Consider the following 23,275-nt stretch of genomic DNA (forward strand, 5'->3'; position numbering starts at 1 on the left):
TCCAACATGTGTTGATTTGTTAATTTTTTTATCTCAGTGACTTTCAATCGCTGAGACACTTTTAATTCAAAATGAGACCACCTCATTTCGCTATATCTTTAATAGTTTGATTTCACCTATCTTGCCAAACCGACACCAACAGGTAACGAGAAAAAATGCCTAAGCCCTAGGCTCTAGATCCTCTGTATCTTCTTTTCGAAACGCAAAACGTATAAGCACAATCACCACACCTAACATTCCACCAAAGAATGTACCTAGTACACAAATCAATGCACGCTTTGGTCCGTCTTTCAGCTCTGGTACAACCGCTGGATCAACAATTTTAAAAATAAACTCTTCCTGTACCTCGGCTAGCATCAGGCTTTTAGTCTGTTCTTCTATCAGCTTATAAAATGTGCTTTGCATGTCAGCTACAGCGGTTTTTTGTAGCTGAGTATTTAGATAGGCTAGGTTTTGTGAAGTTTCAGCAATCGTACGTTCACGCATCACTTTGTTGATATCTTCAATTAACCAATTAACCCATTGTTGAGCTACGTATGGAGAGTAGTATTTTACTGACACAGTGTATAAACCACTCTCTTTATCCTGACTAACGTTCAAAACTTCTTTACTGAACACTTCAAACGCTTCTTGCGCGGTTGGTGTTGCGCCACGCATGCCATTAGGTTCGCGTAACCATTCACCTGTATTTGAGTTATAAAGCTCTTCATTTAAGATGAGTTTGTTATTCGCTAAGTCCCAATCTTTTCCCGCCATTAGAGGCACAAGCAAATCATGTTTGTTGATAAATGCTTCTACAAACTGGCGAGACTTCATCACTTGTACTGCAAGATCTGTTTGCGAAGATTCTCCACCGCCAAGATTAACACCAGCCAATGCAGCCAAACCACCAAGCTGACCTGCCATTTTTGATAAGCCACCTCCATTGGAACTTTCTGCAGGCGCAAGTAATGCTTCTGATTTGTATATATTTGGTAAGCTAAGTGCGTATAGCACCGCACCGACCGCAAAGATAAACGTGGTCGCAATAATGATCCACTTGCCCTTCCATAATGCGCCAAACAATTCGCGTAAGTCGATTTCATCATCTGTGGGCTGGGGTGGATATGGTAGGTAATTTGGGTTGGGTTCTTTTTGTGGTTCCATTGGTATTTATTCCTAAGCTCTGAGGTTCGTTATATTGGACTCAGAGATTGGTGAAACTTGATAGATTATTCTCCGACTTTCAAAACACAACCTCGCTGTGACAAGATTCCTAGTCTCGCTTCGGCTCGCTGGAATGACGGGCTACGGCTAAATAATGCCACTATTAGTGTTTACCATTTTGGTTAATAGTGTACATAACATTGAGCTTATGTAACTTTAATCGTTACATAAGCTCTTACTATTATTGTATTTCTAATCTTGTTTTAAGCTGATTGTAATGACCTTGTTGTTCATTACTTCAACGCGTTGATCGCTACACCAGTTTGGTAAAGGATCTGCGTAGCTGCCGTCCAAGTACTTAATGCATCACGGTAATCGGTATCAATTGGTACTACAATTGTGTCACCTGCTTTTAGCTCTTCATGATTGTTACCGAACCAGTAGCCTGATGTAGGTTTGTAAACCGAGCCATCTGCGCGCACAACGAAGATACGATCTTCATCCGCTTGCTTCTTAGCACCACCCGCTTTATTCAGGTAATCATCCACGTCTAACTTATTGTCCAGTAGATATGTAATTGGAACTTGAACTTCGCCCATGATCGAAACTGTATTGCGGAAGGTTGGCACAAATAAGAAGTCACCATCTTCTAACATAAAGTCAGCTGAGCGTTCATCTTTCAGGATGCGATTAAGCTGCACAACCATACGACCAAGCGCTTTACTACGACTCGCTTCTTCAACAAACTTCAATGTTTTATCTGGGTCAGAAATCACCGAGCTCATATTGCTGTCTGCACGGAAAGTTTTCTTCGCGGTTTCTGCGCGCATATCTGCGGCATATTGGTTTAGTAGTTTTTGCTCTTGTAGGCGAAGCGCTTCACGCGTGAAGATTGCGCCTTGAGGATGAGCAAATTCCGTCAAACCACCAGCACGCTCAAGTAACTCTCCTAAGGTCTCACCCTGACGCACCGTGTAAGTACCAGGGAAGCGAACCTCACCTTGTAGGGTTACAGTGCTTTGCAGCTTGACATTTGGCTTCTCAAGAATATTTAAGCGATCGCGGCCAACAAGGATCGCATCATCGGCTGTGCTTCCTTGAATCGCTTTGCGTAAGTCAATACGTTCCACATCAATAGAAGCACGTTCGTCCTTACTGCTAATCACAGTACGAGCCAACTCTGCATTAATAGTAAATGCATTATACGTTAGACCACCCGCAGCTTCGATTAGGGTAGATACTGACATGCGTGGCGTGAGTGGGTAACGACCAGGGTGTTTGACCTCACCAAATACTTCAGCGATTTGCGGTGCTAAGCCTAAACGAGATTGCTGTTGGAGCTGCAAAAGTACCGGAGCAAGTAAAGTGCGACGGGTGTTTTGTTTCAGCGCATCAAAGTCTTCTTTGGTAATTTCTTTGCCACGGAATATGATTTTCGGTTGTTCTGATTCTTCAATTGAAGATTGTCCCATAGACATATTGTCTGTCGCTGAGGATATTGCAACAGAAGAGCTCATCACTTCTTGCTCTTTTTGTTGATCCAGCTCGGCTTTAAATTGTGCTTGCTCAAGCGTCTTCGCTTTCGTCACCGTATCTTGGTCGGCTAGAGTATCTAAGTCTTCATTATTAAAGCGGTTAAATACCAGTACTCGGTCACGTGAATTTAGTTTTAGGTTATCTTTGCTGCTTGGAGAAAGAATCGCGTTAGCAAGATTAACTTGATAAACCTCAATATCACGTTGTGGGTTAATTTCACGGACAACAACAGCATAGTTAACGTCAGCAGTAGAGTTAAATGACGTATCTACTGATTGGAACAAATCTGCAACACGCAGACCACTCTTCCATTCGATGAAGCCCGGATGACGAACATCACCTTCAATCTGCACGTAACGGGTTAGTTCTTCACTCTTCTTCAGTACATTAACGGCGTCGCCATCTTTGACTTTGGTTTGTTGATCGTGAGACTGGCTGAAGTTAAGGGTTAATGCATCGCGAGCACCTTTTGCTGCATAACGTTTGACTTCAATTTGATCACTGTAAGCGTTAGCAGTAAAACCACCTGCCATTTGAATCGCTTGCTTGTAGGTTTCACCTGATTTCACTTCATAGATTGCAGGGCGATTTACCTCACCATCAATAGCGATGGTATTGCCGACAGCACCAATAAAGACCACATCGCCAGGTAACAGTCGAACATCGTTGCGCGCGTCGCCTTTCAGCAATAGGTCATACATATCAAGCTTGCGAATCACCTGACCATTGCGCTTTAACTGCACGTTACGCAATGCACCGCTCTCACCAAAACCACCACTGTAATAAATGGCTTGAGAAATGGTAGTTAGAGCACTGACGGTGTAAGCACCTGGTTTGTAAGCATCACCCATGACAAACACTTGCATAGTTCGCATTTCACCTAACGAAATATCACTACGCACACCAATCATTTGCTCTTTTACACGTTGGTTTAGTGAGTCACGAACATCGGAAAAGCTCATGCCTGCAACTTGAACTGGACCAAGAGATGGAAAGTTGATGGTACCCGCGCGATTTACTCGTAAACGGTGGGTAGTGTTCTCTTTACCAAACAGCTGGATCACAATTTCGTCGCCGGCACCGACTGTGTAATCCGCAGGAACAGGCACATCACTCACTGGGGCAAATGTTGTAGGTGAACCCGCAAACAGATCCAAGCCGAAGCGTTTTAACTCTTCGTCTTTCGCTAAATCAATTTTATCTGTTTGATTGGCATTACTCACCTCTGGGCGAGGATCAATCACTTGAGGGTTTTGATAGTTACTCGGCTGAGAAGAAGAGCCAGAAGGGAGAGAAATGCCGTACTTACTTGCTAGTGCTTGTTGTTGGTCAGCAGGTAGGCTTTGGAACATTTGCATTTGTTCCGGGGTTGGAGTTTGCGCATGACTGAATGGCGCAAAAACACTTGCCAATACACAAGCGGCAATCGAGAAATATCCTTTAAGCATGATAATTCGCTATTTAAATCGAGAGTTAAAAAATCCTAGTTACTAAAACTAGGCACTAGGTCTTTTAATTAAAATCGGTGCTGAAAGCCGAGTGTCAGGGCATTCAAACGAACTTGGTCTTCTGATGTATTGTCAACAAACTCGAAAACAACCGCATTGTGCTTATCTAAGGCGTAATGCATACCTAAACCAAAGCTAAAGCCTTGATCTTTATCCGAACCGACGTTCTGTTGATCAATTTGGACACTGGAGTACCCCGCCAGTCCGTAAAGTGCGAAACGTTCAGAAACCGGCATGTTCAACTTAACAAAACCACTTGCTAAGCTGTCTACTGCAAGTCCGCTTTCGCGCTGTACTGAGGTGCCGTAACGTGCTTCTAACGCGACATAATCGTTAAAGAAATAGCCTGCTTGCGCTTGAAGAAGGAATGGATTGCCTTCGGTTACGGAAGAAGTAGAAGAGTGGTGATATTCGGCATTAGAGTAGCTCACTAACGCACCTGCATAAAAATCTGCTGAGGCCGTAAATGAGCACAAGCCTAAGCTGATTGCACTCAACGCCCCTAGCCATGGTCGTTTGTTCATCACGTAAGTGTTCCTTGGGTATTGACTGACCGCTGCACATGAATGACGCACGCAGTGAATGTCTGTTAACTCTTTAGTCTGTTTGCTTGTGCGTTTTCACGCTACCGCCCTGCGGCATTACGCGTAGCCACTGTTCGCTGATTACCGAGCTGCTCGGCTTATTGATATAAGTGCTTTTTTAAAGCGTCGCTTTTGTGACAAGAAAATCAAAAAATCATACTTGATAAGCGCAGCATAAAAGCTGGCAAATTATGCATGGATTAGCGCAAAACGGCAAGGGGGCTCACTCTAACGTTTGAGAATAGGCATTCTTGTTCTTGAGAGCAATGACACTCTGAGCATCATTCGTCTAAGTGTAACAAAGCATAATGTTGTACTTATCTCGAATGTCAATTCGCTACTTACTTCGATATTGACGGGGTAGTGTTAGTTATGGTCGGGTGATCCTTCATTACACCAGTACGCTCTAGTTAAAATCACTAAAACCGCCTGCAAATAAATTGTCTTTTCAATGAGACGCATTCTTTAGAACTTGGTAAAATTCCATAGGAAACTATTTACATGCTGATTGTTTTTTAACTAAAATGACAGATGGTATGTTCTAAACAGACCAAACATCGATGTTTTAAAATCTGAAATACAAGGATTAATAATGAAGAACACAGCTCTAGCTATTCTTATGGCTCTAAGCGCATCAACTGCATTCGCAGCGACTGAAGCTGGTACTACTGGCACAGCAGCAGCATCTGCAACTGGTACAACTGCAGTAGCAGTAGGTGCAGCAGCAGCAGTAACTGTAGTAGCAGTTGCAGCGTCAGACAGCGATTCAACTTCAACGTCTACTTCTACTTCTACTTCTACTTCTACGAACTAATTCGTTTAAGCTGAACTAGATAAATCGCCCTGAACTGTTTCAGGGCGATTTTATTTGTAATGAGGGAATGATGAATACCTTTCTATCGCAAAAATGGATGCGCTTACTTGTTGTTTTACCTGTATTAAACCTCACTTTTGGGTGTACTCAGAAATTCAATGATGTCTCAGCGACCGTTCAAGAAGCTTATGGCAACTACATCGATGTTGAACTGACACCAGAAGAAATTGAAGCCGTTCCTTATGCCAGCGCTTATCTAAAAATCGGCAGCCAAAAGCAAGTCTTTGTTGTTCTCGCCTTTGCAGAGTCAAACCCACTAACGGGACAAACCCAACTCAAATGGATCAGTGCCGATAAAGCGATGGTGGTAACAGAGAATGGTCATATTGTTAAAACCATTGGATTGCAAACCACTAACCTAGCCGGTGTCTACGGTGACGTGCCTGCTTACTCAAAATCATCTGTTCAATATGCGCTATCTTATGATTGGTCTGAGCAATACCGTTACGGCTTTCAAGCTCAGGTAGAGCGATCACGTCAAGGCAAAGAGACGATAAACACTCCTATTTCATCGACAGCAACCGACGTTTATACTGAGCTCGTCACTTTTCCAAGCTTAGAAGAAAGCGTAGAGAACACTTATTGGGTAGACAGTAATGGACAAGTGGTGAAAACACGTCAGCACTTAGGACCAAACATGGTGCCAGTTGAATTGACTATTTTGAAAGGGTACAGCAAATCATGAGTAAGCGACTGCTCTCTTTACTAAGCTTAGTGGGTGTTGTCGGTATTACCGCCGTACCTGCTTTAGCCCAAAACCAAAGTTTACCGCCATTACAAGTTGAATTAGTGGGTACTGGAAAAGCCTTACAATTTGAACAGCCAACTCGTTTAGACAACCTCCTGAAACTCGCACAAGAGCAGAACCTTGTCTTGCAATATCCTCTTGCGATTAGTTTGTTTGATGATTCAGAACAGGCACAGCAAGAAAGTCTGGCGTTAAAAAACGCTGTGTTGAACCAAATGATTCAATACAACCTCGTTGGCCATCCATTTTACAAATTTATCCAACAAAGTCAGTTTGCGCCTCGCGTTCTTTCCGCCGTTGATGTTGACCAAATTCGCTTAGACAAATTTGATAACCCGCTTTTAAAAGGCCAGTTTGCCTTAAGTGCACCTCAGCGAGCAGAAAAAGTGTTGTATGTGGGCAATGTGGACAAGGTTTATGCAATCAAAAATCTAGCTGGTATCCCTCTGCATGAACAGGTCGATAGCCTAAAAACCAGTGAGGTTGGTGAACTGGCTCAGCCACCTATTTTAATCTATCCAAATGGTGAGGTGGTTACCCCTCATCATGGCCGGTGGTTAACCAAACAATATTATTTGCCGCCCTTGACCATGGTCTACATCCCATTTGACGATTTTGAACAATCATCAATGGATCAAGACATCGTCAAACTGCTGTCACAACGTAAACCAACCTCATCGAAGAACTAAATATGAACCTGATAAGAACCAGTTTATCACTTTCTTTAATGGGTCCAGCGTTGGTTTGGGCTCAAGATATGCCTTTCGAGGCACCACCACTGCAACCTTCACAGATGGATTTTGGTGGCGTGGGGTTAATGCAAATGCCAACTGGCCGTATGGCTCCTGAAGGTGAGTTTAACTTTGCGGTCACTGGCAGCGATGAGTACCTATTTTACAATGTGACTCTGCAAGTGATGCCTTGGCTAGAAACGACGATTCGTTACACCATGGTGAACGATCTTTTCTATAGTGACGACCCAAGCTTCTCTGGAGATACCAAGTACACCGACAAAGGCATCGATTTTAAAGTTCGCTTATTAGAAGAATCTGAGTACTTACCAGAGCTTTCTGTTGGTATTCGTGACTTTGCGGGTACAGGCCTGTTTGATGGTGAGTTTGTTGCTGCAACAAAACGCTACTCTAACCCTAACCTTGGTACCTTTGATTTTACCTTAGGTATGGGCTGGGGTTACCTTGGAACGCGTGACAATATCAGTAACCCAGCTTGTAAATTGTCAGATAGTTTCTGTGAACGCCCTTCCGATTTTAAAGGCAATGGCGGTAGCGTAGACTTTGAACGTTGGTTTAAAGGATCGGCGGCTCTATTTGGTGGTGTGGAATATCAAACACTTCATGCCCCACTGCGCTTCAAGCTTGAATACGACAGTAATGACTACAGCGAAGATTTTCCTGTGGTACGCGGTGGCATAGACATGACACCCCACACCCCTTGGAACTTCGGCGTGCTTTACCGTTTAGGCCACATGGCGGACTTGCGTTTGAGTTATGAACGTGGTGATACGTTAGTAGCAGGCGTAAGCCTTTACACAAACTTCAATGACATGCCGTCTTTCTGGCGTGATACACCAACGCCAGAAGTTGAAGGCAAGCAACCAGAGCAACTGTCTGATGTCGATTGGGAGCGCGTTACCGAGGAGCTGGATAAAGTCGCTGGCTACCAAAATACCCAGCTCTATGTTGAAGCCAATACTGTCTCCGTTGTTGGTGAACAGAAGAAGTATCGCGATCGCAACGAAGCGCATGAAAAAGCAGCTGCAGTTCTTTACAACGAGATGCCAGACAACATTGATACCTTTACTATCAATGAACGCAGCCGTGGTTTGCTCGGCGATCAAACAGTTATCTCAAAAGATAAGTACCGTGACTTTGCTGAAGTGAACTACATCAACCCGAATATTGAAGATGCGACGTCTACATCAAGCAATAAGCCTCAGGGCAAACCTGCTTACGATGGATTTGAGCGTTTTGATTGGGGCTTTGCACCAAAACTTGCTCAAACCTTGGGTAACCCAGAAGACTTCTACTTGTTTAGTGTTGGTTTGAGCGGCAACGCTTCTTACTGGCTAACGGACAATTTAGAAATCGGCGGTTCGCTGTACTGGGATTGGTACAACAACTACGACAAGTTTAACTACGTAACACCACCGGATGGCACAAGCGTTCCACGTGTACGTACTATGTTCCGTGCTTATCAGAATGAACACGCGGTAACTATGTCGAACCTTCAATTAACTTGGTTCCAAGAGTACTCCGATACCATGGACCAGCAGTTTTATGCAGGTTACCTAGAAAGCATGTTTGCGGGTGTAGGTACGGAGTTCTTATACCGTCCAAAAGGCGCAAACTGGGCGCTTGGTGCTGATGTTAACTTAGTTTCTCAACGTGATCCTGAAAGCTACTTTGGTGTTTATGATGAGAAGTGGCAGCATATCCCTGAATACGGCCGTCCATTCCAAGTGGTAGATAAAGGCTTTACTGGCTTTGTATCGGGTTACTACTACCCTCAATGGGATTTCCTACAAGATTTGATGATTCAAGTCGATGTAGGCCAGTTCCTAGCGGGTGATGTGGGTACTCAAGTGAATGTATCTAAGCAGTTCAAAAGTGGCGTGATCGCAGGTGCTTTCGCATCATTTACCGATTTATCGTCTGAGGAATTTGGCGAAGGTAGCTTTACTAAAGGCTTCTATATTTCGATACCATTCGACATCATGACGGTGAAGCCAAGTAACAACCGTGCGAACTTTAGCTGGCAGCCATTGACTCGCGATGGTGGTCAGAAGCTCGGTCGTAAGTACAGCCTAATTGAGCTGACGGATGAGCGTAACCCTTGGTATCAACGTCCAAACACGTCAAATGAAAAGTGATCTAACCATTAATAGGTTATATATCTAATACAAAGGAAGCTTCGGCTTCCTTTTTGTTTGTCTAACGACAACGACTCCCCCTAGTACTAGCACCTAAAGGCTTAACTCTGCTAAACTTCCTGAGAAAATTTTAATCTATGGTGGAAGTCTTATGATCATCGTAACTGGTGGTGCTGGCATGATCGGCAGCAACATTGTTAAAGCACTGAATGAAGCAGGTATTAACGATATTTTGGTTGTCGACAACCTAAAAAATGGCAAGAAGTTTAAAAACTTAGTTGATCTTGATATCACAGATTACATGGATCGTGATGACTTCCTTACCCAAATCATGGCGGGTGATGACTTCGGCCCTATCGAAGCGGTCTTCCATGAAGGTGCTTGTTCTGCTACAACTGAGTGGGATGGCAAGTACATGATGCTAAACAACTATGAGTACTCAAAAGAACTCCTACATTACTGTTTAGATCGTGAGATTCCGTTCTTATACGCATCATCGGCAGCGACATACGGCGAGACAGAAACGTTTGTTGAAGAGCGTGAATACGAAGGTGCACTTAACGTATACGGTTATTCAAAACAACAGTTTGATAACTATGTACGCCGTCTGTGGAAAGACGCAGAGGATCATGGTGAGCAGCTTTCTCAAATCACTGGTTTCCGTTACTTCAATGTATATGGCCCACGTGAGGATCACAAAGGCAGCATGGCATCGGTAGCCTTCCACCTAAACAACCAAATCAACGCCGGTGAAAACCCTAAGTTATTTGAAGGTAGTGGTCACTTTAAACGTGATTTCGTTTACGTTGGCGATGTATGCAAAGTAAACCTTTGGTTCCTTGAAAATGGTGTTTCTGGCATCTTCAACTGTGGTACTGGCCGCGCGGAGTCTTTCAACGAAGTCGCACAGGCAGCTATCAAACACCACGGTAAAGGTGAGGTTGAGAATATTCCGTTCCCTGAGCACCTAAAAGGCGCTTACCAAGAATTCACGCAAGCCGACCTAACTAAGCTTCGTGCTGCCGGCTGTGATGTAGAATTCAAAACGGTAGCAGAGGGTGTTGCTGAATACCTAGCGATTCAAAACCGTTAATTCCCCTCGAAGGTGGTAGTTAACTCTCTACCACCTTTACTCTGATATTATTACTAGTATCATTTCTACATACCTCCACTCGCCTCTCTCCAAAAAAATATAGGTACTTAAAACTTCATGACTAATCAACGTGATGATTTCGATCCTAAAGCTTACAATCCTAAATTTGAGCGCCACTTTTTAGCACCGAAGTATTGGGGTACGTGGATAGGCGTTATCCTTTCTTTGCCGCTTGCTTTATTACCTTTAGCTGTTCAGAAATGGCTAGCAAAAACCATTGCGAAGAAGCTGGCTAAATCTAACAAGGGTCCAGCTCACCGAGCTCGAGTCAACTTTGAGCTGTGCTTCCCAGAGAAATCATTTGAAGAGCGCGAAGCACTGATTGAAAAAACACTTTATACCGCAGCATTGTTCTTTTTCCGTTTTAGCTTACTTAGCTTACGTTCATCTAAATGGTTACAGCAGCGTTGCCAGATCCGAGGTTTAGACATCCTTCAAAAACACATCGACAATGATGAGAAAGTCATTTTGATGGTTCCACACTCATGGGCAATTGATATTCCCGCAGTGTTACTTGCCTCAATGGGTATGCCAGTCTCTGCAATGGCAAAAAAGCAAAAAAATGAAGTCGGCGATTGGCTAATGCACGAGCAACGTGTGCAATATGGCGGCCGTGTTTATGAGCGCTCTGGTGGTATTAAACCATTTTTGAAATCGATCCGTGATGGCTACATTGGCTATTACTTACCCGATCAGGATCATGGTCCTGAACACAGCGTTTTTGTCGATTTCTTTGCTACCAGAAAAGCAACGCTTCCAGGCTTAGGTAAAATTGCCAAACTATCACGCGCTAAAGTGTTACCTATGTTTGCTTCTATGAATACAGAAGATGGTAAGTTTGATATCGAAATCTTACCGGCGTTTGAGCTAGATAAAGGCGAAGAACAAGACGCTCGCACTTGTAATCAAGCAATCGAGTACTTTGTTGCAAATAAACCGGAACAATACATGTGGGTGCTACAACTTCTGCACTCTCAAGAAGACGGCAATAACTATTACAACCTATTTAAACCGAGATACAACACTGACTGGCAAATAAGCAAATGAAAAAAATCTTAATTATTGGCCCTTCTTGGGTTGGCGATATGGTGATGTCGCAGTCTCTTTATATTGTCTTGAAGCAAGTCCACCCAGAAAGCCAAATTGATGTAATTGCACCAGGTTGGTGTAAACCAATTCTGGAGCGCATGCCAGAGATCCATCAAGCCATTGAAATGCCTATTGGTCATGGTGAATTCAACTTACTTGGTCGTCGCGAAATCGGTAAATCATTACGAGAAAAGCAGTACGACCACGCCTACATCCTGCCCAAGTCTGCAAAATCAGCTCTTATTCCTTGGTTTGCTAATATCCCACTTCGCACTGGTTGGAAAGGTGAAATGCGCTACGGTCTACTCAATGACTTGCGTCCAAATATGAAATCTTTCCAGTTCATGGTTGAGCGCTATGTTGCATTAGCCTATTCACAAGCGGAGATGATCGACTCTTCTTCTCTGGGCGGCTTAGAAACATTGCCTCGCCCTAGCCTGTTTATTGATAAAAAAGAACAAGCTGAAGCGATTGCTAAGTTTAATCTCGATCAAGAAGTGCCTGTTGTTGGCCTGTGCCCAGGTGCAGAGTTTGGTCCTGCGAAAAAATGGCCTGAAACACATTACGCAGAAGTTGCATCAGCAATGGCAAATGCAGGAAAGCAAATCTGGCTATTTGGTTCTCAAAAAGACCTTGAGACCTGTAACAACATCAAACAATTAGTACCTCAAGAACATCAGCACCAGATTCATGTTTTGGCAGGACAAACTAGCCTGATTGAGGCAGTTGATCTGCTGGCGGCATGTCAGACTGTTGTAGCAAATGACTCGGGTCTTATGCACGTGGCAGCGTCTGTTGGCTGTAACGTCGTGGCGGTCTATGGCTCCACCTCACCAAAATACACGCCACCGCTTGCAGAGAAGGTAGAGATTGTTCATACCGACATTGACTGCCGTCCATGCTTTAAGCGTGAGTGTGAGTTTAAGCACCTTAAGTGTTTAACTGAGTTATCACCAAAACAGGTGCTAGATAGCATCCAAAAACTTGAAGCTATAACGGTAAGTTTATGCTAATTCGTTTTTTTTACACATTGCTGCTTGCCCTTGCGTCTCCTTTCCTATTGTTTGGTTTATATAAAAGTAAACCAAACAAGCCCAAATTTGGTCAACGATGGAAAGAGCATTTTGGTATAACCCCAAAACTAGAGACAACTGAGCGCCCTATTTGGGTTCATGCGGTTTCGGTCGGTGAAAGTGTCGCTGCTATCCCACTCATTAAAGAGTTGAAAAAGCAAAACCCAACCCAACCTATTGTGGTCACCACCACAACCAGTACTGGTGCGGAACAAATTGCTAAGTTGGGCGACTTAGTGGAACACCGCTATATGCCTATCGATTTTGGTTTTGCTGTGAAAGGTTTTCTAAAGGCAATACGCCCAAAGCAAATGTTGATAATCGAAACCGAACTTTGGCCAAACACGCTTAATACTGTCCACAATGCAGGAATCCCTATCATAGTGGTCAACGCTCGCCTCTCTGAAAAGTCGTGCAGAAACTACGCTAAAGTGCAGCCTCTGTTTGACCTATTACACCCTTGCATAGATAACGTTCTTTGCCAGACGGAGTCAGATGCTGAGCGTTTCGAACGTTTAGGTGTCGAGAAAAACAAACTTTTTGTTACTGGCTCGATAAAGTTTGATATTCAGATATCGGACGACGTAAAAGAAAAAGCTAAATCGCTAAGGAATGCTCTCGGATTAGAGCGCCCGATTTGGATTGCAGCCAGCACTCATAAAGGCGAAGATGAGCAGGTATTAGAAGCTCACAAAAAAATCTTAGATTCGCACCCAAATGCACTTTTAATCCTTGTTCCACGGCATCCAGAGCGATTCGAAGATGTATTTGAGCTTTGCCAAGGTCAAGGCTTTGAAACTGCTCGCCGTACAAGCCAAGAAGAAGTAACAACATCGACCCAAGTTTATCTTGGAGATACCATGGGGGAGATGCTTATCTTGATTGGATCAGCCGACATTTGCTTTATGGGCGGTAGCTTAGTTGGCGATAAGGTTGGTGGGCACAATGTTCTAGAACCTGCGGCTTTGGGTGTGCCAGTCATCACTGGGCCGAGCTATTTTAACTTCCAGTTAATAATAGAAAAGATGCTTCAAAAAAAGTGTATTACAATCTCGCACTCAGACCTTAATTTAGACATTGTTCGGCTGATTGAAGACCCAAAATCTCGAAATCTAATGACTCAAAAGGCTTATTCAATAATGAGTGAGAGCATTGGTTCTATCGATAAAACAATCAAGTCATTACAACTACCGATGAGGACATCATAGTGTTAACTTACGCGATAATCCCTGCTCGTTCTGGCTCAAAAGGACTACCCGATAAAAATATCAAAGAGATTGATAACAAACCTTTGATTTCATACTCAATTGAATTTGCTAAAAGCATTACAGAAATCGATCGCGTATTTTGTAGTACAGATTCTAGTCGTTATGCGGAAATTGCTAAACAGTATGGGGCAGAGGTTCCATTTCTTCGTAGCGAACATGCTGCAGCAGATACTGCAATGGAGCAAGACATCCTTGACGATTTGCGCATATCTTTTCAACAACAAGGCATTCCTGAACCTGACTTTATCGTATGGTTACGCCCGACGTTTGTTTTTCGCTCTAAATCAGATATCGAGAATGCTATTAAACTAATCAAAAATGATGCAAACATTTCATCAGTGAGAACTGTTGTAGAGTCAGAAAACAGACTGTATCAGATAGAGAACCACAAGCTCAAAGCATCATTTGATGACTTAGGTAAGTCAATGATGAGAAGACAAGACATGCCACAGTCATACAAAGTATTCAGTACTGACGTGTTTAGATTTAAGAACAATTCTTTTGGGGACGCATTCTTAGGTAGTAATGTTGTAGCTATCGAATCCCATAAAATATGTGGTCTCGACATAGATGACCTAATTGATTTTCATATCGTAAAATCCCTAGTAGAAAATTCAAAGGAGCTTGTTAATGAGTTTTTGTCAGAAAATCGTTGATTTGATCAGCCAAAACCTTGATGAAATTACCTCGCTCAAAGCGACTAAAATGGAAAAAGCGGATGGTAGTTTCGTATCAAAGGGAGACCTACTGGTTCAAGAATTAGTCTTTCAATACTGCAATGAGAACTTACCTAAGCACCAACTAATTTCTGAAGAGTTTGCACCCTTCGATAATACCGAATGGGATGAGTCCGCCTCTTTTGTAGTTTTAGACCCAATTGACGGTACTGAAAATTTTGTAAGTGGCCTTCGTGAATGGGGAGTAGGCATATCTATTTACACTAACGGAGTGCACCAAGAATCTTGCATCTATCTACCTGAACTCAGAGAAGTCGCTATAACTGGCCAGCCATTAGAGCGCTTTAGCTCAAGAATTCATGGGCTATCCTCATCACTGAGCAAACAAGATTTAGAAAAGCTTCCTGAAGGATTCGAATACAGAATCATCGGTTGCTCGATGTATAACATGCTAAGTGCGGTTAAGGGAAGTTATGCACGCTTTGAAAATGTAAAAGGGGTTAATTGTTGGGATGTGTTACCTGGTTTAAACCTCGCTCTTGAGCACAATGTTAAAGCATTTGTAGACGGTGTTCCGTATCAAGGGCAAATACTATTCCCTATAAAGAAATACAAAATTCTACTTGAGGCTTAATATGTCAAATATTACTGATGTACTTCGATATTTCGCTCTCACAGGTAAAAAGAAGATAGCGATCATCGGTAAAGGTCCGTCTTTAGATAACATAGACTTAACTAAGCTGGATGACTTTTTTATTGTAAATATCAACGACTCAGAGAAAGCACTAGCTGGCGATGTCGGTCTATATCACCAAGCTTGGGTCAATGATTATTTACAGAGTAAAGGCGGAGAGTGTCACTTCTATATTAGTTCTTATGAAGGCGCATTACCGGAAGGTAACTATGTAAAAGTAGAACATGTTTACGAAAACCCTGAACACGTCCGTCCACTTCAAGACCGATTCTTTGACTCAAAATTTATCATAGAAGATGCAACGGTAATATCAGCTCTAAAGCTAGCAAATATGTGTGCTGACCACGTACGTGAAAAGCTTGATGTTTATCTTCTCGGGTTTGATTTTTCTGTTTCTACTGGCTTTTCAAAAAAGTCAGGTGGCCACATTGAATTTGGTGAACAAGATTATGTAGAGAGTTTGCTAAACAATCAAAAGTCTTATTTAGAACTGATACTCTCTCATGAATCAGACTTGTCTATAACCGTAAACCATGTGGGTGACAAAAGTTTCAGCTCGATGAGTGACAAACAGTTTAACTTTCTTATTGAAGGAGAAACCGATGTCAGCAACGTATGCCCAAAAGACTTGTCTAGGGACAGTTATAGACGGCCTAACGCAGTAAAAATCGTAGCAGAAATCACAACAAACCATTTCGGCGATCTTGAATTACTTCAGAAGATGATAAAAGCAGCAGCAGAAGCTGGTGCTGATTACATCAAGCTGCAAAAAAGAGATGTCGAGACTTTTTATTCCAAAGAGGAATTAGAAAGACCTTACACGTCACCATTTGGCTCAACATTCAGAGACTATCGACACGGTCTAGAGTTAGATGATTTTGGGTTTAAAATGGTCGATAAGTGGTGTAAAGAGTATGGCATTAACTGGTTTGCCTCTGTTTTGGATCTTCCTTCTTATGAATTTATGAAACAATTTGAACCAGAGTTAATCAAATTACCATCAACAATCTCGGAACATACAAGCTTCCTTAAGTCAGTGGCAAAAGACTTTAAAGGAGACGTGGTGCTTTCAACGGGTATGACAGATAAAAACTACGAAGACTTTATCCTCGAAGAGTTCAAAGCATGTCGGCATTTATACTTGCTCCAATGTGTATCGTCTTACCCAACAATGAATGAAGATGCGAATGTTTCTGTTGTTCGCCACTATCATAGCCTGAGCAAGTTACACCCAAAGGTGAAACCAGGCTACTCTAGCCACGATGTTGGTTCCTTGTGCTGCCAACTTTCAGTCGCTGCAGGAGGCTTAATGGTAGAAAAGCATGTTAAGTATGGTAATACTCCATGGGCTCACTTTGACAATGTAGCAATTGACATGCTTACGGGTAATTTCAAAAAATTTGTCGATGATATTCGTTTAGCTGAACTGTGCTTAGGAAATGAAACTAAAAAAGTTTTATCATCAGAACATCATAAGTACCGAAAATCTTAGACGCCTCTCACTGCACTAATATACTGTGACTAGATAATATATGTATAATTTTAACGACTTATTTAATTTTGACCGACAACAAGCTGCTATATTTCTAGTTGATACTGTTAAAAATGGTGAGCTAAAACTAATGCACCCAACTAAAAGCATAGTTACATATTGCCGCCAAAGTTCTAGATATAGAAAAGCGAACATTCTGCTTTTCTCTGATGAGAACTTACAGAATCAATGGTATTTAGTGCAGATCTATAACCTGGTCGATGGATATATCTGTGATGAAGATGTATTTAACCCACTCGGCGCAGGTGAGTTATCAGAATTGCACAAAATTCTTCAAGATACTAATAATCTTTTTGACTTAAAGAGTGCTAACACTAAAGTGGACGGTTTCCTCTTCTCGCAAGAGCGTCCGTACCACTATATATATGACCAATTTGTGAGTTATTTCTATCTATCAGAAATAGATAATATTGATCAGTACGCCTTTACAGATAAGCTTTGCTTTTATCGAGAACTCCCAGACAATAAAGAGCTGCTCACTGCAAATCAGAATGGTTGCTATTTATTTCCTTGCACGAAAGGAAGCATTTATAATGATAAATCAGCAAATTCGATGCATCATTTTATCCGAAGTAACTCGGCCAAAATTGAGAGTAAAAGTTCATTAACCCTTTGGGTTGGCATCACAGCACAAAAGCGCTCATGGTTAGAACAAACAGATGGATTATGTAACATCGCAATAGAGCTATCCAAACACTATTCATCCATAACCGTGCTTGTCGATGGTTGGACTAGTCTTGCCGGTGGAATACCAGATAGCATAAAAGACATTGCCCGTGACAATGCCGTTTTTGATGCGATATCAACAAAACTAAGCTCACACGACAAAGTTGAATTGGTAAACTTAATTGGTAAAGACTATAAATACAAAGTTGGTTACGCCTTAAGCGCTGATGCTTACATTGCTAACTCAGGAGCAGGAAGTATGGTTCCTCTAATGTTTGCTTCCAAAAAAGGGGTATTGCATTCAAATGGCCAGCTTTACACCTTTGAAAATGCATATGACCAAAGAACTATTCTTGTCCCAAAAAACAAGATTTATTCTGAAAAGAAATCTAAGGATAGTGGCATCTACTCTATAGATTGGAAAGTAATATATAACCTGTTAGCAAACCTACTTGAAATAGATGAGAGATTAACCGAAGCAACAGGCCATAGAAGCAAACACTATTTCAATATTAAGAAATTTATATTTAAGAAAAGTATTCAAATCGAAACATTCTTAAAAAAAATAAAATCTAAAATTTCTTAACCTTTTAAACAGCAATCTCGTATAATTTTACAGGATTAATTAGGTATCAGGAGCATTATTTTGAACCTTTTCTTGGTAACATCACCTTTTCAGTACATATGTGCAGTCGAAGCAAGAGTACACTATAAAACTGAAGATAATATTCTATTGCTTGTAGAGCAAGCCTCTGAGCCTGGCCTAAGTCAACAAAAAAAATTGGTTAATGAAAACGACTGGGAACATGTAATAAAAATCCCAAGAAAGAATAGAACTCGAAATCTACCAAAAGTTATAAAAGAAATCTGGAAAATAACAAATAGAAAACAAATCAATAACTTTTTCCATGCTGAATATAATGGGTGGCGCACTAAGTTATTGTTACGCAACTTAAATATAGATAAAGAAGTATATTTTGATGATGGGACATTAACCATCAATGAATATGAAGAAGAAATACGCTCTAAAGCAATTTATTCAAGAAAGCGCTTTATTAATGATTTTACTCTTAAATTTCAAGGCATAACGCCAATTGGTGAACTTCCGCAAAGTGTGAATTTAGAACTGTTCACTATTTTTGATATAGAAAACCCTGAGCATGTCATCGTCAAAAACACACTTGTTGAACTCAAGAAAAAGGTAGGTTCTACAGAGCTATTCGACCCGACGGCACCTGTAGGCTTTATTGGTGAGGGAGCTATTGGGCACAAACGTAGAAAGACTCAAGAAGTTTACGTAGAAGAAGTAAGAACATTTGCCCTAAATCATCCTCAAGGTGTCACCTACTTCCCTCATAGAACCGAAACAAAAGAGATAAAGGAAGCGATAAAAAGCATCCCTAACCTAACATACCATCAGAGTGAATACCCTTTAGAAATAGAACTTGTCGAAAAGAAAATTAAGTTGTCTAAGCTTATTGGAGCGTTATCTACTGCTCAATATACTGCATCCCTTATTTATAAAGACATGCCCATTTATACAATAAAAACTTTAACTGACATGCTTCCTGAAAGCATTCAAAAGAGGTGTAAAAGAATTGAAGACGCCTATGCTAAACATGGTATTGCAACTATCAATCAGTAAAAAAAGGGAGTTATATTAACTCCCTTTCAATTATGCAAAGTGTGAAAACTGCAATGGTGTACCAAACTTTAAATCTTGTGTCGCCACAGAGCCTATAACTTCATCTAGGTATTTTGGTAAAATACCATTCCCAGGTCGAATCGAGCGAACATGCTCTTCTGTAAACACTTCACCTTCTTTGATGTCTTTAACAACGTATAAAGAACGACGATGAAATTTGGTCTGAAGCTCCACTTCTGTACTAACAAAATTTGGCTTGCCAAGTGCTTCATAAGCCATGTTGCAGTTTACGACTAAAGATGTGAGCTCTTCTTTTTCAAGGGAAAATGCAGAGTCAGGCCCTCCATCAGCGCGAGCAAGAGTAAAGTGCTTTTCAATAACACATGCTCCTAATGCCACAGCTGCAACAGATACGCCAATGTCCATCGTATGGTCAGATAACTCAACTTCCACGCCAAATGCATCACGCATTACTGCCATTGTAGATATATTCGCTTGTGACGCTGGGGTTGGATAACCACTGGTACAATGGAGCAAGATAATGTCTTTGACTCCTGCGGCTTTCGCTGCAGCTACTGCCTCTTCAATCTCACCTAAGTTGGCATTTCCCGTTGACATTATCATCGGTTTTCCTGTTGAAGCTACCTTTCGAATCAAAGGAAGATCAATCAACTCAAATGAAGCAATTTTGTACGCAGGTGCGTTCAAACTTTCCAAAAAGTCGACCGCTGAGTGATCAAAGGGAGAACTAAAAATGGTAATTCCTAGCTCAGAAGCTGCATCAAACAGTGTTTTGTGCCAATCCCAAGGTGTATGCGCTTGTTCATACAAATCATAGAGCTTTGAACCATCCCAAAGCCCTCCACGAATCATAAATTCTTCACTATCGTGGTTAATTGTAATCGTATCAGCAGTGTATGTTTGTAACTTAACTGCATCCGCACCTGCTTCTTTTGCTGCTTTGATCAGCGCAATTGCACGATTAATGTCACCATTATGATTGCCAGACATCTCTGCGATAATATATGGCTTGTTCCCTTGACCAATTTGTCAGTTTGCTATCTTCATAATTACCTTTACTTTTTAGATATAAAGTTAGAGCGTCTCGTGTTTAAGCGATCTCTTGATCGTACGAGACTTCTAAGCAAGCTGTGTGTTTACAGTGTATTCTGGGAACAAAATCAACATAAGGTTCATACAACTCTATTTCGGAGTGCTTTTCTTTGACTAAAGCAATCAGGTTTCCTTTCAGCCGACGACTAATGAAGACTATTTCATGTCCTTTTTGCTGTAACCGACTAGCCAGCGTTAACGTTCTGAATGTATGTCCGTCCCCATTTTCAGAGAAGCGTCAACCCGAATACTAGCCAGCATTGTTCAACTTCCTTGTAAAGCTTTAGAAAGAAGCAAAGCAAATTCCCAACCTTCTCGGGTATCCAAATCGACTACACGATTTCTTAATATAGCAAGGCAATTGTCGTACTTGAAAACATCTCTGGACAATTGCCAGATACTAGCTTAAGCCCTCTCTGAATTAGGAAAGAAAATTCACATACGGAAAAATAATAGTCAGCAGCAGTATCTTTCAGAAGCATTTGATGGACTAACTGGATATCTTCAATAGCAATGAATGGCGCTATAACATAGTCATTTGAGAACGCTTCTGGACGGAAAAATGGAACTTCCGCACGAAACATCAGCGCTCTCTCTACATCAGTAGAAACTTCGACTTTATCGAAACACCTTGGCTAAAGTGCCGCTTCAAGAGAATATACGATTACATGTTTTCCATTGAAGTCTCTAATGTTTTTACGTGGAATACGCTTACTACCACCACGAGCTGGAATAGTCGCGACTTTCATTAGCGTTCCTGCAATATTTCAGTGAGAACTTGAACGACAGTATCCTGCTGCTCTTCACTCATCGCGTGGAACATAGGAAGAGAAATAGCTTCGCGGTAATAGCGCTCAGATTCAGGGAAATCACCTTCACTGAAACCCATTTTTTCATAGTAAGGCTGAGTATGGACTGGAATGTAGTGCAGGTTGACTCCAATACCTTTGTCTCTCAGTGCGTCAAACACCTCTTTGTGTGTTAAAGAGATCTTGTCCAACTGCAAGCGAATTACATAAAGGTGAAGGCCCGAGTAGGTATTCTCCAATTGATATGGCAGTACCACAGGTAAAGACTTCAATAGCTGATTGTAACGGTCTGCAAGGTGATGACGAGCGGTAATAAAAGCGTCTAAACGATGCATCTGAGATACACCCAGTGCCGCCTGAAGCTCGGTCATACGGTAGTTAAAACCTAAATCAATCTGTTGATAATACCAGCCACCATGGCTTTCACCTTCCATTTGCTCAGGGTCACGAGTAATACCGTGACTTCGAAGCAAAGTCATCTTGTCAGACAAAGCCTTTTGGTTGGTCATTACTGCACCACCTTCCGCCGTCGTTACAATTTTAACTGGATGGAAGCTAAAGACAGTGATATCCGAATGTTCGCAATTCCCTATAGGCAAGCCTTGATATTTGCCGCCAATTGCATGTGAAGCATCTTCAATGACTTTGAAGTTGTACTCTTTCGCCAGTTTGGCGATCGCCACCATATCGCACGGTTGACCACACAAATGAACCGGCACAACAACTTTCGGAAGCTTACCTTCAGCTTTCGCTTGGATTAACTTTTCCTCAAGGCGTTTTGGACACATATTGTAAGTATCAGGGTCAATATCTACGAAGTCGACCTGCGCACCACAGTACAAACCGCAGTTTGCTGACGCTACGAAAGTAATAGGAGACGTCCAAAGCCAATCCCCTTCACCTAGCCCCAAAGCAAGGCAAGCAATGTGTAATGCTGATGTAGCACTATTCACAGCCAATGCGTAGCTTGCACCTGTATGATCGATAAGTGCTTGCTCAAATGCAGGAACTTGAGGCCCCTGCGTCAGAAAATCCGAGTTCAAAACATCAATAACACTATCAATGTCTTGCTGGTTAATATCTTGCTTACCGTAAGGAATCACTACTATTCTCACACTGTAAAGTTTGGATCAACGTGCTCTTTGATTAGCTCACGTAGGCCTTCAATACTTTCCCACTCTGTATTCGTACCTGAATTGTATTTGAAACCAAACGATACTTTTTCCGCTTTGTGGTGTTCAAGATATTCTTGCTCTGTGTAAGTAAACGAAACAGAAGGTAAAATTGCGTAGTATTTGCCAAGGTCGATCGTATTTAGCGAATCAGTATCGGTAATCATCTCTTCATGAAGCTTTTCACCTGGGCGAATACCTACAACTTTAGTCTCACATTCTGGAGCAATCGCTTCTGCGATATCCAAAATCTTGTAAGAAGGGATTTTTGGTACAAAAATCTCACCGCCTAAATGATTTTCAAGCGCGTACATCACCATGTTGACGCCATCTTGCAATGAGATATTAAAGCGTGTCATCTCTTCATGAGTGATCGGCAACACACCTTCTTCACGTTTACTCAAAAAGAATGGGATCACGGAACCACGCGAGCCCATTACGTTGCCGTAACGCACTACGCTGAAACGGATATCTTTCGAACCTTTGATGTTGTTCGCCGCAGCAAACAACTTATCCGAAGCAAGTTTGGTTGCTCCATATAGGTTAATTGGTGCACATGCTTTATCTGTTGATAACGCTACAACATCTTTAACGCCGCACTGCAGCGCTGCATGGATAACATTCTCTGCACCATCAACATTAGTTCGGATACATTCTGTCGGGTTGTATTCTGCAGTATCTACCTGCTTAATCGCTGCAGCATGAATAATCACATCAACGCCTTCACAGGCTTGAATCATGCGGTTTTGATCGCGAACATCACCGATAAAGAAACGAAGTTGTGGGAAATCTTTTGCTGGGTACTTCTGCTTAAGCTCAAACTGTTTTAGTTCATCGCGAGAAAAAATAATAATTTTCTTCACTTCTGGGTAGCGTTCAAGAATGGTTTTAATGAACTGTTTACCGAACGAACCAGTGCCACCAGTAATTAAAATTGATTTAGAATTCAACATAGTATGCTCTTACTGTATACCTACAGGCGATTTTGCCCATTCAATAAGTAAATTTATTATATCAACGTTACTAGTCTAACTTTAGCATTTTGCAAAAGCGGTTGCGTTAAGTAATTTAAACTAGT

21 protein-coding genes are annotated in these 23,275 nt (G+C 41.8%); 13 read left to right on the forward strand and 8 right to left on the reverse strand.

Annotated features, from left to right (window positions below):
• Positions 1–159: 159 nt before the first annotated feature.
• The 3 genes from ATB76_RS08875 to ATB76_RS08885 all read right to left on the reverse strand — a co-directional run bounded on the left by ATB76_RS08875 (position 160) and on the right by ATB76_RS08885 (position 4,714).
• Positions 160–1,146 carry a Wzz/FepE/Etk N-terminal domain-containing protein gene (locus ATB76_RS08875; RefSeq protein WP_061035046.1) on the reverse strand — a complete coding sequence of 329 codons (987 nt, stop codon included), beginning with the start codon at positions 1,144–1,146 and terminating at the stop codon, positions 160–162.
• 293 nt (positions 1,147–1,439) lie between these two features.
• Positions 1,440–4,130 carry an SLBB domain-containing protein gene (locus ATB76_RS08880; RefSeq protein WP_042599817.1) on the reverse strand — a complete coding sequence of 897 codons (2,691 nt, stop codon included), beginning with the start codon at positions 4,128–4,130 and terminating at the stop codon, positions 1,440–1,442.
• Between the two features lie 68 nt (positions 4,131–4,198).
• Positions 4,199–4,714: a porin family protein gene (locus tag ATB76_RS08885; RefSeq protein WP_042599818.1), complete on the reverse strand. Its 516-nt coding sequence runs from the start codon at positions 4,712–4,714 to the stop codon at positions 4,199–4,201.
• A 652-nt stretch (positions 4,715–5,366) separates the two neighbouring features.
• On the opposite strand from ATB76_RS08885, the gene ATB76_RS08890 reads away from it, so the two are divergent.
• The 13 genes from ATB76_RS08890 (at position 5,367) to ATB76_RS08950 (ending at position 19,103) form a co-directional block, all read left to right on the forward strand.
• Positions 5,367–5,588, forward strand: coding sequence for a hypothetical protein (locus tag ATB76_RS08890; protein WP_021017910.1), 222 nt, complete (start codon positions 5,367–5,369; stop codon positions 5,586–5,588).
• A gap of 70 nt (positions 5,589–5,658) precedes the next feature.
• Complete coding sequence (locus ATB76_RS08895) at positions 5,659–6,333, forward strand: YjbF family lipoprotein (protein ID WP_042599819.1); 675 nt, start codon at positions 5,659–5,661, stop codon at positions 6,331–6,333.
• The gene (locus ATB76_RS08900) at positions 6,330–7,085 is read left to right on the forward strand and encodes a capsule biosynthesis GfcC family protein (protein ID WP_042599820.1); all 756 of its coding nucleotides are present in this window, start codon (positions 6,330–6,332) and stop codon (positions 7,083–7,085) included. Before ATB76_RS08895 ends, ATB76_RS08900 begins: the two co-directional genes overlap by 4 nt.
• Positions 7,086–7,087: 2 nt before the next feature.
• Positions 7,088–9,286: a YjbH domain-containing protein gene (locus ATB76_RS08905; RefSeq protein ID WP_042599821.1), complete on the forward strand. Its 2,199-nt coding sequence runs from the start codon at positions 7,088–7,090 to the stop codon at positions 9,284–9,286.
• 151 nt (positions 9,287–9,437) lie between these two features.
• On the forward strand, positions 9,438–10,379 hold the full coding sequence (gene rfaD / locus ATB76_RS08910) for an ADP-glyceromanno-heptose 6-epimerase (RefSeq protein WP_042599822.1): 942 nt from the start codon (positions 9,438–9,440) through the stop codon (positions 10,377–10,379).
• A gap of 117 nt (positions 10,380–10,496) precedes the next feature.
• Positions 10,497–11,486: a lauroyl-Kdo(2)-lipid IV(A) myristoyltransferase gene (lpxM, locus tag ATB76_RS08915; protein ID WP_042599823.1), complete on the forward strand. Its 990-nt coding sequence runs from the start codon at positions 10,497–10,499 to the stop codon at positions 11,484–11,486.
• Positions 11,483–12,541: a lipopolysaccharide heptosyltransferase II gene (waaF, locus tag ATB76_RS08920; protein WP_042599824.1), complete on the forward strand. Its 1,059-nt coding sequence runs from the start codon at positions 11,483–11,485 to the stop codon at positions 12,539–12,541. The genes lpxM and waaF overlap by 4 nt, the downstream gene beginning before the upstream one ends.
• Entirely contained in the window at positions 12,535–13,809 is a 1,275-nt protein-coding gene (waaA, locus tag ATB76_RS08925) for a lipid IV(A) 3-deoxy-D-manno-octulosonic acid transferase (protein WP_042599825.1), read from the forward strand. The genes waaF and waaA overlap by 7 nt, the downstream gene beginning before the upstream one ends.
• Positions 13,809–14,525, forward strand: coding sequence for an acylneuraminate cytidylyltransferase family protein (locus ATB76_RS08930; protein ID WP_052486846.1), 717 nt, complete (start codon positions 13,809–13,811; stop codon positions 14,523–14,525). The genes waaA and ATB76_RS08930 overlap by 1 nt, the downstream gene beginning before the upstream one ends.
• Positions 14,500–15,180, forward strand: coding sequence for an inositol monophosphatase family protein (locus ATB76_RS08935; RefSeq protein WP_042599826.1), 681 nt, complete (start codon positions 14,500–14,502; stop codon positions 15,178–15,180). The genes ATB76_RS08930 and ATB76_RS08935 overlap by 26 nt, the downstream gene beginning before the upstream one ends.
• Position 15,181: 1 nt before the next feature.
• Positions 15,182–16,732 carry an N-acetylneuraminate synthase family protein gene (locus ATB76_RS08940; RefSeq protein WP_042599827.1) on the forward strand — a complete coding sequence of 517 codons (1,551 nt, stop codon included), beginning with the start codon at positions 15,182–15,184 and terminating at the stop codon, positions 16,730–16,732.
• Between the two features lie 40 nt (positions 16,733–16,772).
• Positions 16,773–18,044: a hypothetical protein gene (locus tag ATB76_RS08945; protein WP_042599828.1), complete on the forward strand. Its 1,272-nt coding sequence runs from the start codon at positions 16,773–16,775 to the stop codon at positions 18,042–18,044.
• 60 nt (positions 18,045–18,104) lie between these two features.
• Positions 18,105–19,103, forward strand: a complete 999-nt coding sequence (locus ATB76_RS08950; protein WP_042599829.1) for a hypothetical protein — start codon at positions 18,105–18,107, stop codon at positions 19,101–19,103.
• Between the two features lie 30 nt (positions 19,104–19,133).
• On the opposite strand, the gene pseI is transcribed toward ATB76_RS08950, so the two are convergent.
• From pseI to pseB, 5 genes are all read right to left on the reverse strand, one after another.
• Positions 19,134–20,150, reverse strand: coding sequence for a pseudaminic acid synthase (gene pseI, locus ATB76_RS08955; protein WP_258070466.1), 1,017 nt, complete (start codon positions 20,148–20,150; stop codon positions 19,134–19,136).
• Positions 20,151–20,560: 410 nt separating this feature from the next.
• Entirely contained in the window at positions 20,561–20,800 is a 240-nt protein-coding gene (locus tag ATB76_RS28635; RefSeq protein WP_052486847.1) for a hypothetical protein, read from the reverse strand.
• Between the two features lie 51 nt (positions 20,801–20,851).
• The gene (locus tag ATB76_RS28640; protein ID WP_179946832.1) at positions 20,852–20,965 is read right to left on the reverse strand and encodes a hypothetical protein; all 114 of its coding nucleotides are present in this window, start codon (positions 20,963–20,965) and stop codon (positions 20,852–20,854) included.
• The gene (gene pseC, locus ATB76_RS08965; RefSeq protein WP_179946833.1) at positions 20,965–22,140 is read right to left on the reverse strand and encodes a UDP-4-amino-4,6-dideoxy-N-acetyl-beta-L-altrosamine transaminase; all 1,176 of its coding nucleotides are present in this window, start codon (positions 22,138–22,140) and stop codon (positions 20,965–20,967) included. The genes ATB76_RS28640 and pseC overlap by 1 nt, the downstream gene beginning before the upstream one ends.
• The gene (pseB, locus tag ATB76_RS08970) at positions 22,137–23,150 is read right to left on the reverse strand and encodes a UDP-N-acetylglucosamine 4,6-dehydratase (inverting) (RefSeq protein ID WP_042599831.1); all 1,014 of its coding nucleotides are present in this window, start codon (positions 23,148–23,150) and stop codon (positions 22,137–22,139) included. Before pseB ends, pseC begins: the two co-directional genes overlap by 4 nt.
• Between the last annotated feature and the right edge of the window lie 125 nt (positions 23,151–23,275).

The sequence above is a fragment of the Vibrio sp. MOR3 genome (assembly GCF_001557775.1).
GTDB lineage: Bacteria > Pseudomonadota > Gammaproteobacteria > Enterobacterales > Vibrionaceae > Vibrio > Vibrio jasicida.

Coding starts and splice junctions, on each gene's coding strand:
- ATB76_RS08935 (WP_042599826.1), top strand. CDS start 14,500: ATGAGTTTTTGTCAGAAAATCGTTGATTTGATCAGCCAAAACCTTGAT.
- ATB76_RS08945 (WP_042599828.1), top strand. CDS start 16,773: ATGTATAATTTTAACGACTTATTTAATTTTGACCGACAACAAGCTGCT.
- ATB76_RS08875 (WP_061035046.1), bottom strand. CDS start 1,146: ATGGAACCACAAAAAGAACCCAACCCAAATTACCTACCATATCCACCC.
- ATB76_RS08905 (WP_042599821.1), top strand. CDS start 7,088: ATGAACCTGATAAGAACCAGTTTATCACTTTCTTTAATGGGTCCAGCG.
- waaF (WP_042599824.1), top strand. CDS start 11,483: ATGAAAAAAATCTTAATTATTGGCCCTTCTTGGGTTGGCGATATGGTG.
- pseB (WP_042599831.1), bottom strand. CDS start 23,150: ATGTTGAATTCTAAATCAATTTTAATTACTGGTGGCACTGGTTCGTTC.
- ATB76_RS28640 (WP_179946832.1), bottom strand. CDS start 20,965: ATGAAAGTCGCGACTATTCCAGCTCGTGGTGGTAGTAAGCGTATTCCA.
- lpxM (WP_042599823.1), top strand. CDS start 10,497: ATGACTAATCAACGTGATGATTTCGATCCTAAAGCTTACAATCCTAAA.
- ATB76_RS08900 (WP_042599820.1), top strand. CDS start 6,330: ATGAGTAAGCGACTGCTCTCTTTACTAAGCTTAGTGGGTGTTGTCGGT.
- ATB76_RS08885 (WP_042599818.1), bottom strand. CDS start 4,714: ATGAACAAACGACCATGGCTAGGGGCGTTGAGTGCAATCAGCTTAGGC.
- ATB76_RS08880 (WP_042599817.1), bottom strand. CDS start 4,130: ATGCTTAAAGGATATTTCTCGATTGCCGCTTGTGTATTGGCAAGTGTT.
- rfaD (WP_042599822.1), top strand. CDS start 9,438: ATGATCATCGTAACTGGTGGTGCTGGCATGATCGGCAGCAACATTGTT.
- ATB76_RS08940 (WP_042599827.1), top strand. CDS start 15,182: ATGTCAAATATTACTGATGTACTTCGATATTTCGCTCTCACAGGTAAA.
- ATB76_RS08895 (WP_042599819.1), top strand. CDS start 5,659: ATGAATACCTTTCTATCGCAAAAATGGATGCGCTTACTTGTTGTTTTA.
- waaA (WP_042599825.1), top strand. CDS start 12,535: ATGCTAATTCGTTTTTTTTACACATTGCTGCTTGCCCTTGCGTCTCCT.
- ATB76_RS08890 (WP_021017910.1), top strand. CDS start 5,367: ATGAAGAACACAGCTCTAGCTATTCTTATGGCTCTAAGCGCATCAACT.
- ATB76_RS28635 (WP_052486847.1), bottom strand. CDS start 20,800: ATGTTTCGTGCGGAAGTTCCATTTTTCCGTCCAGAAGCGTTCTCAAAT.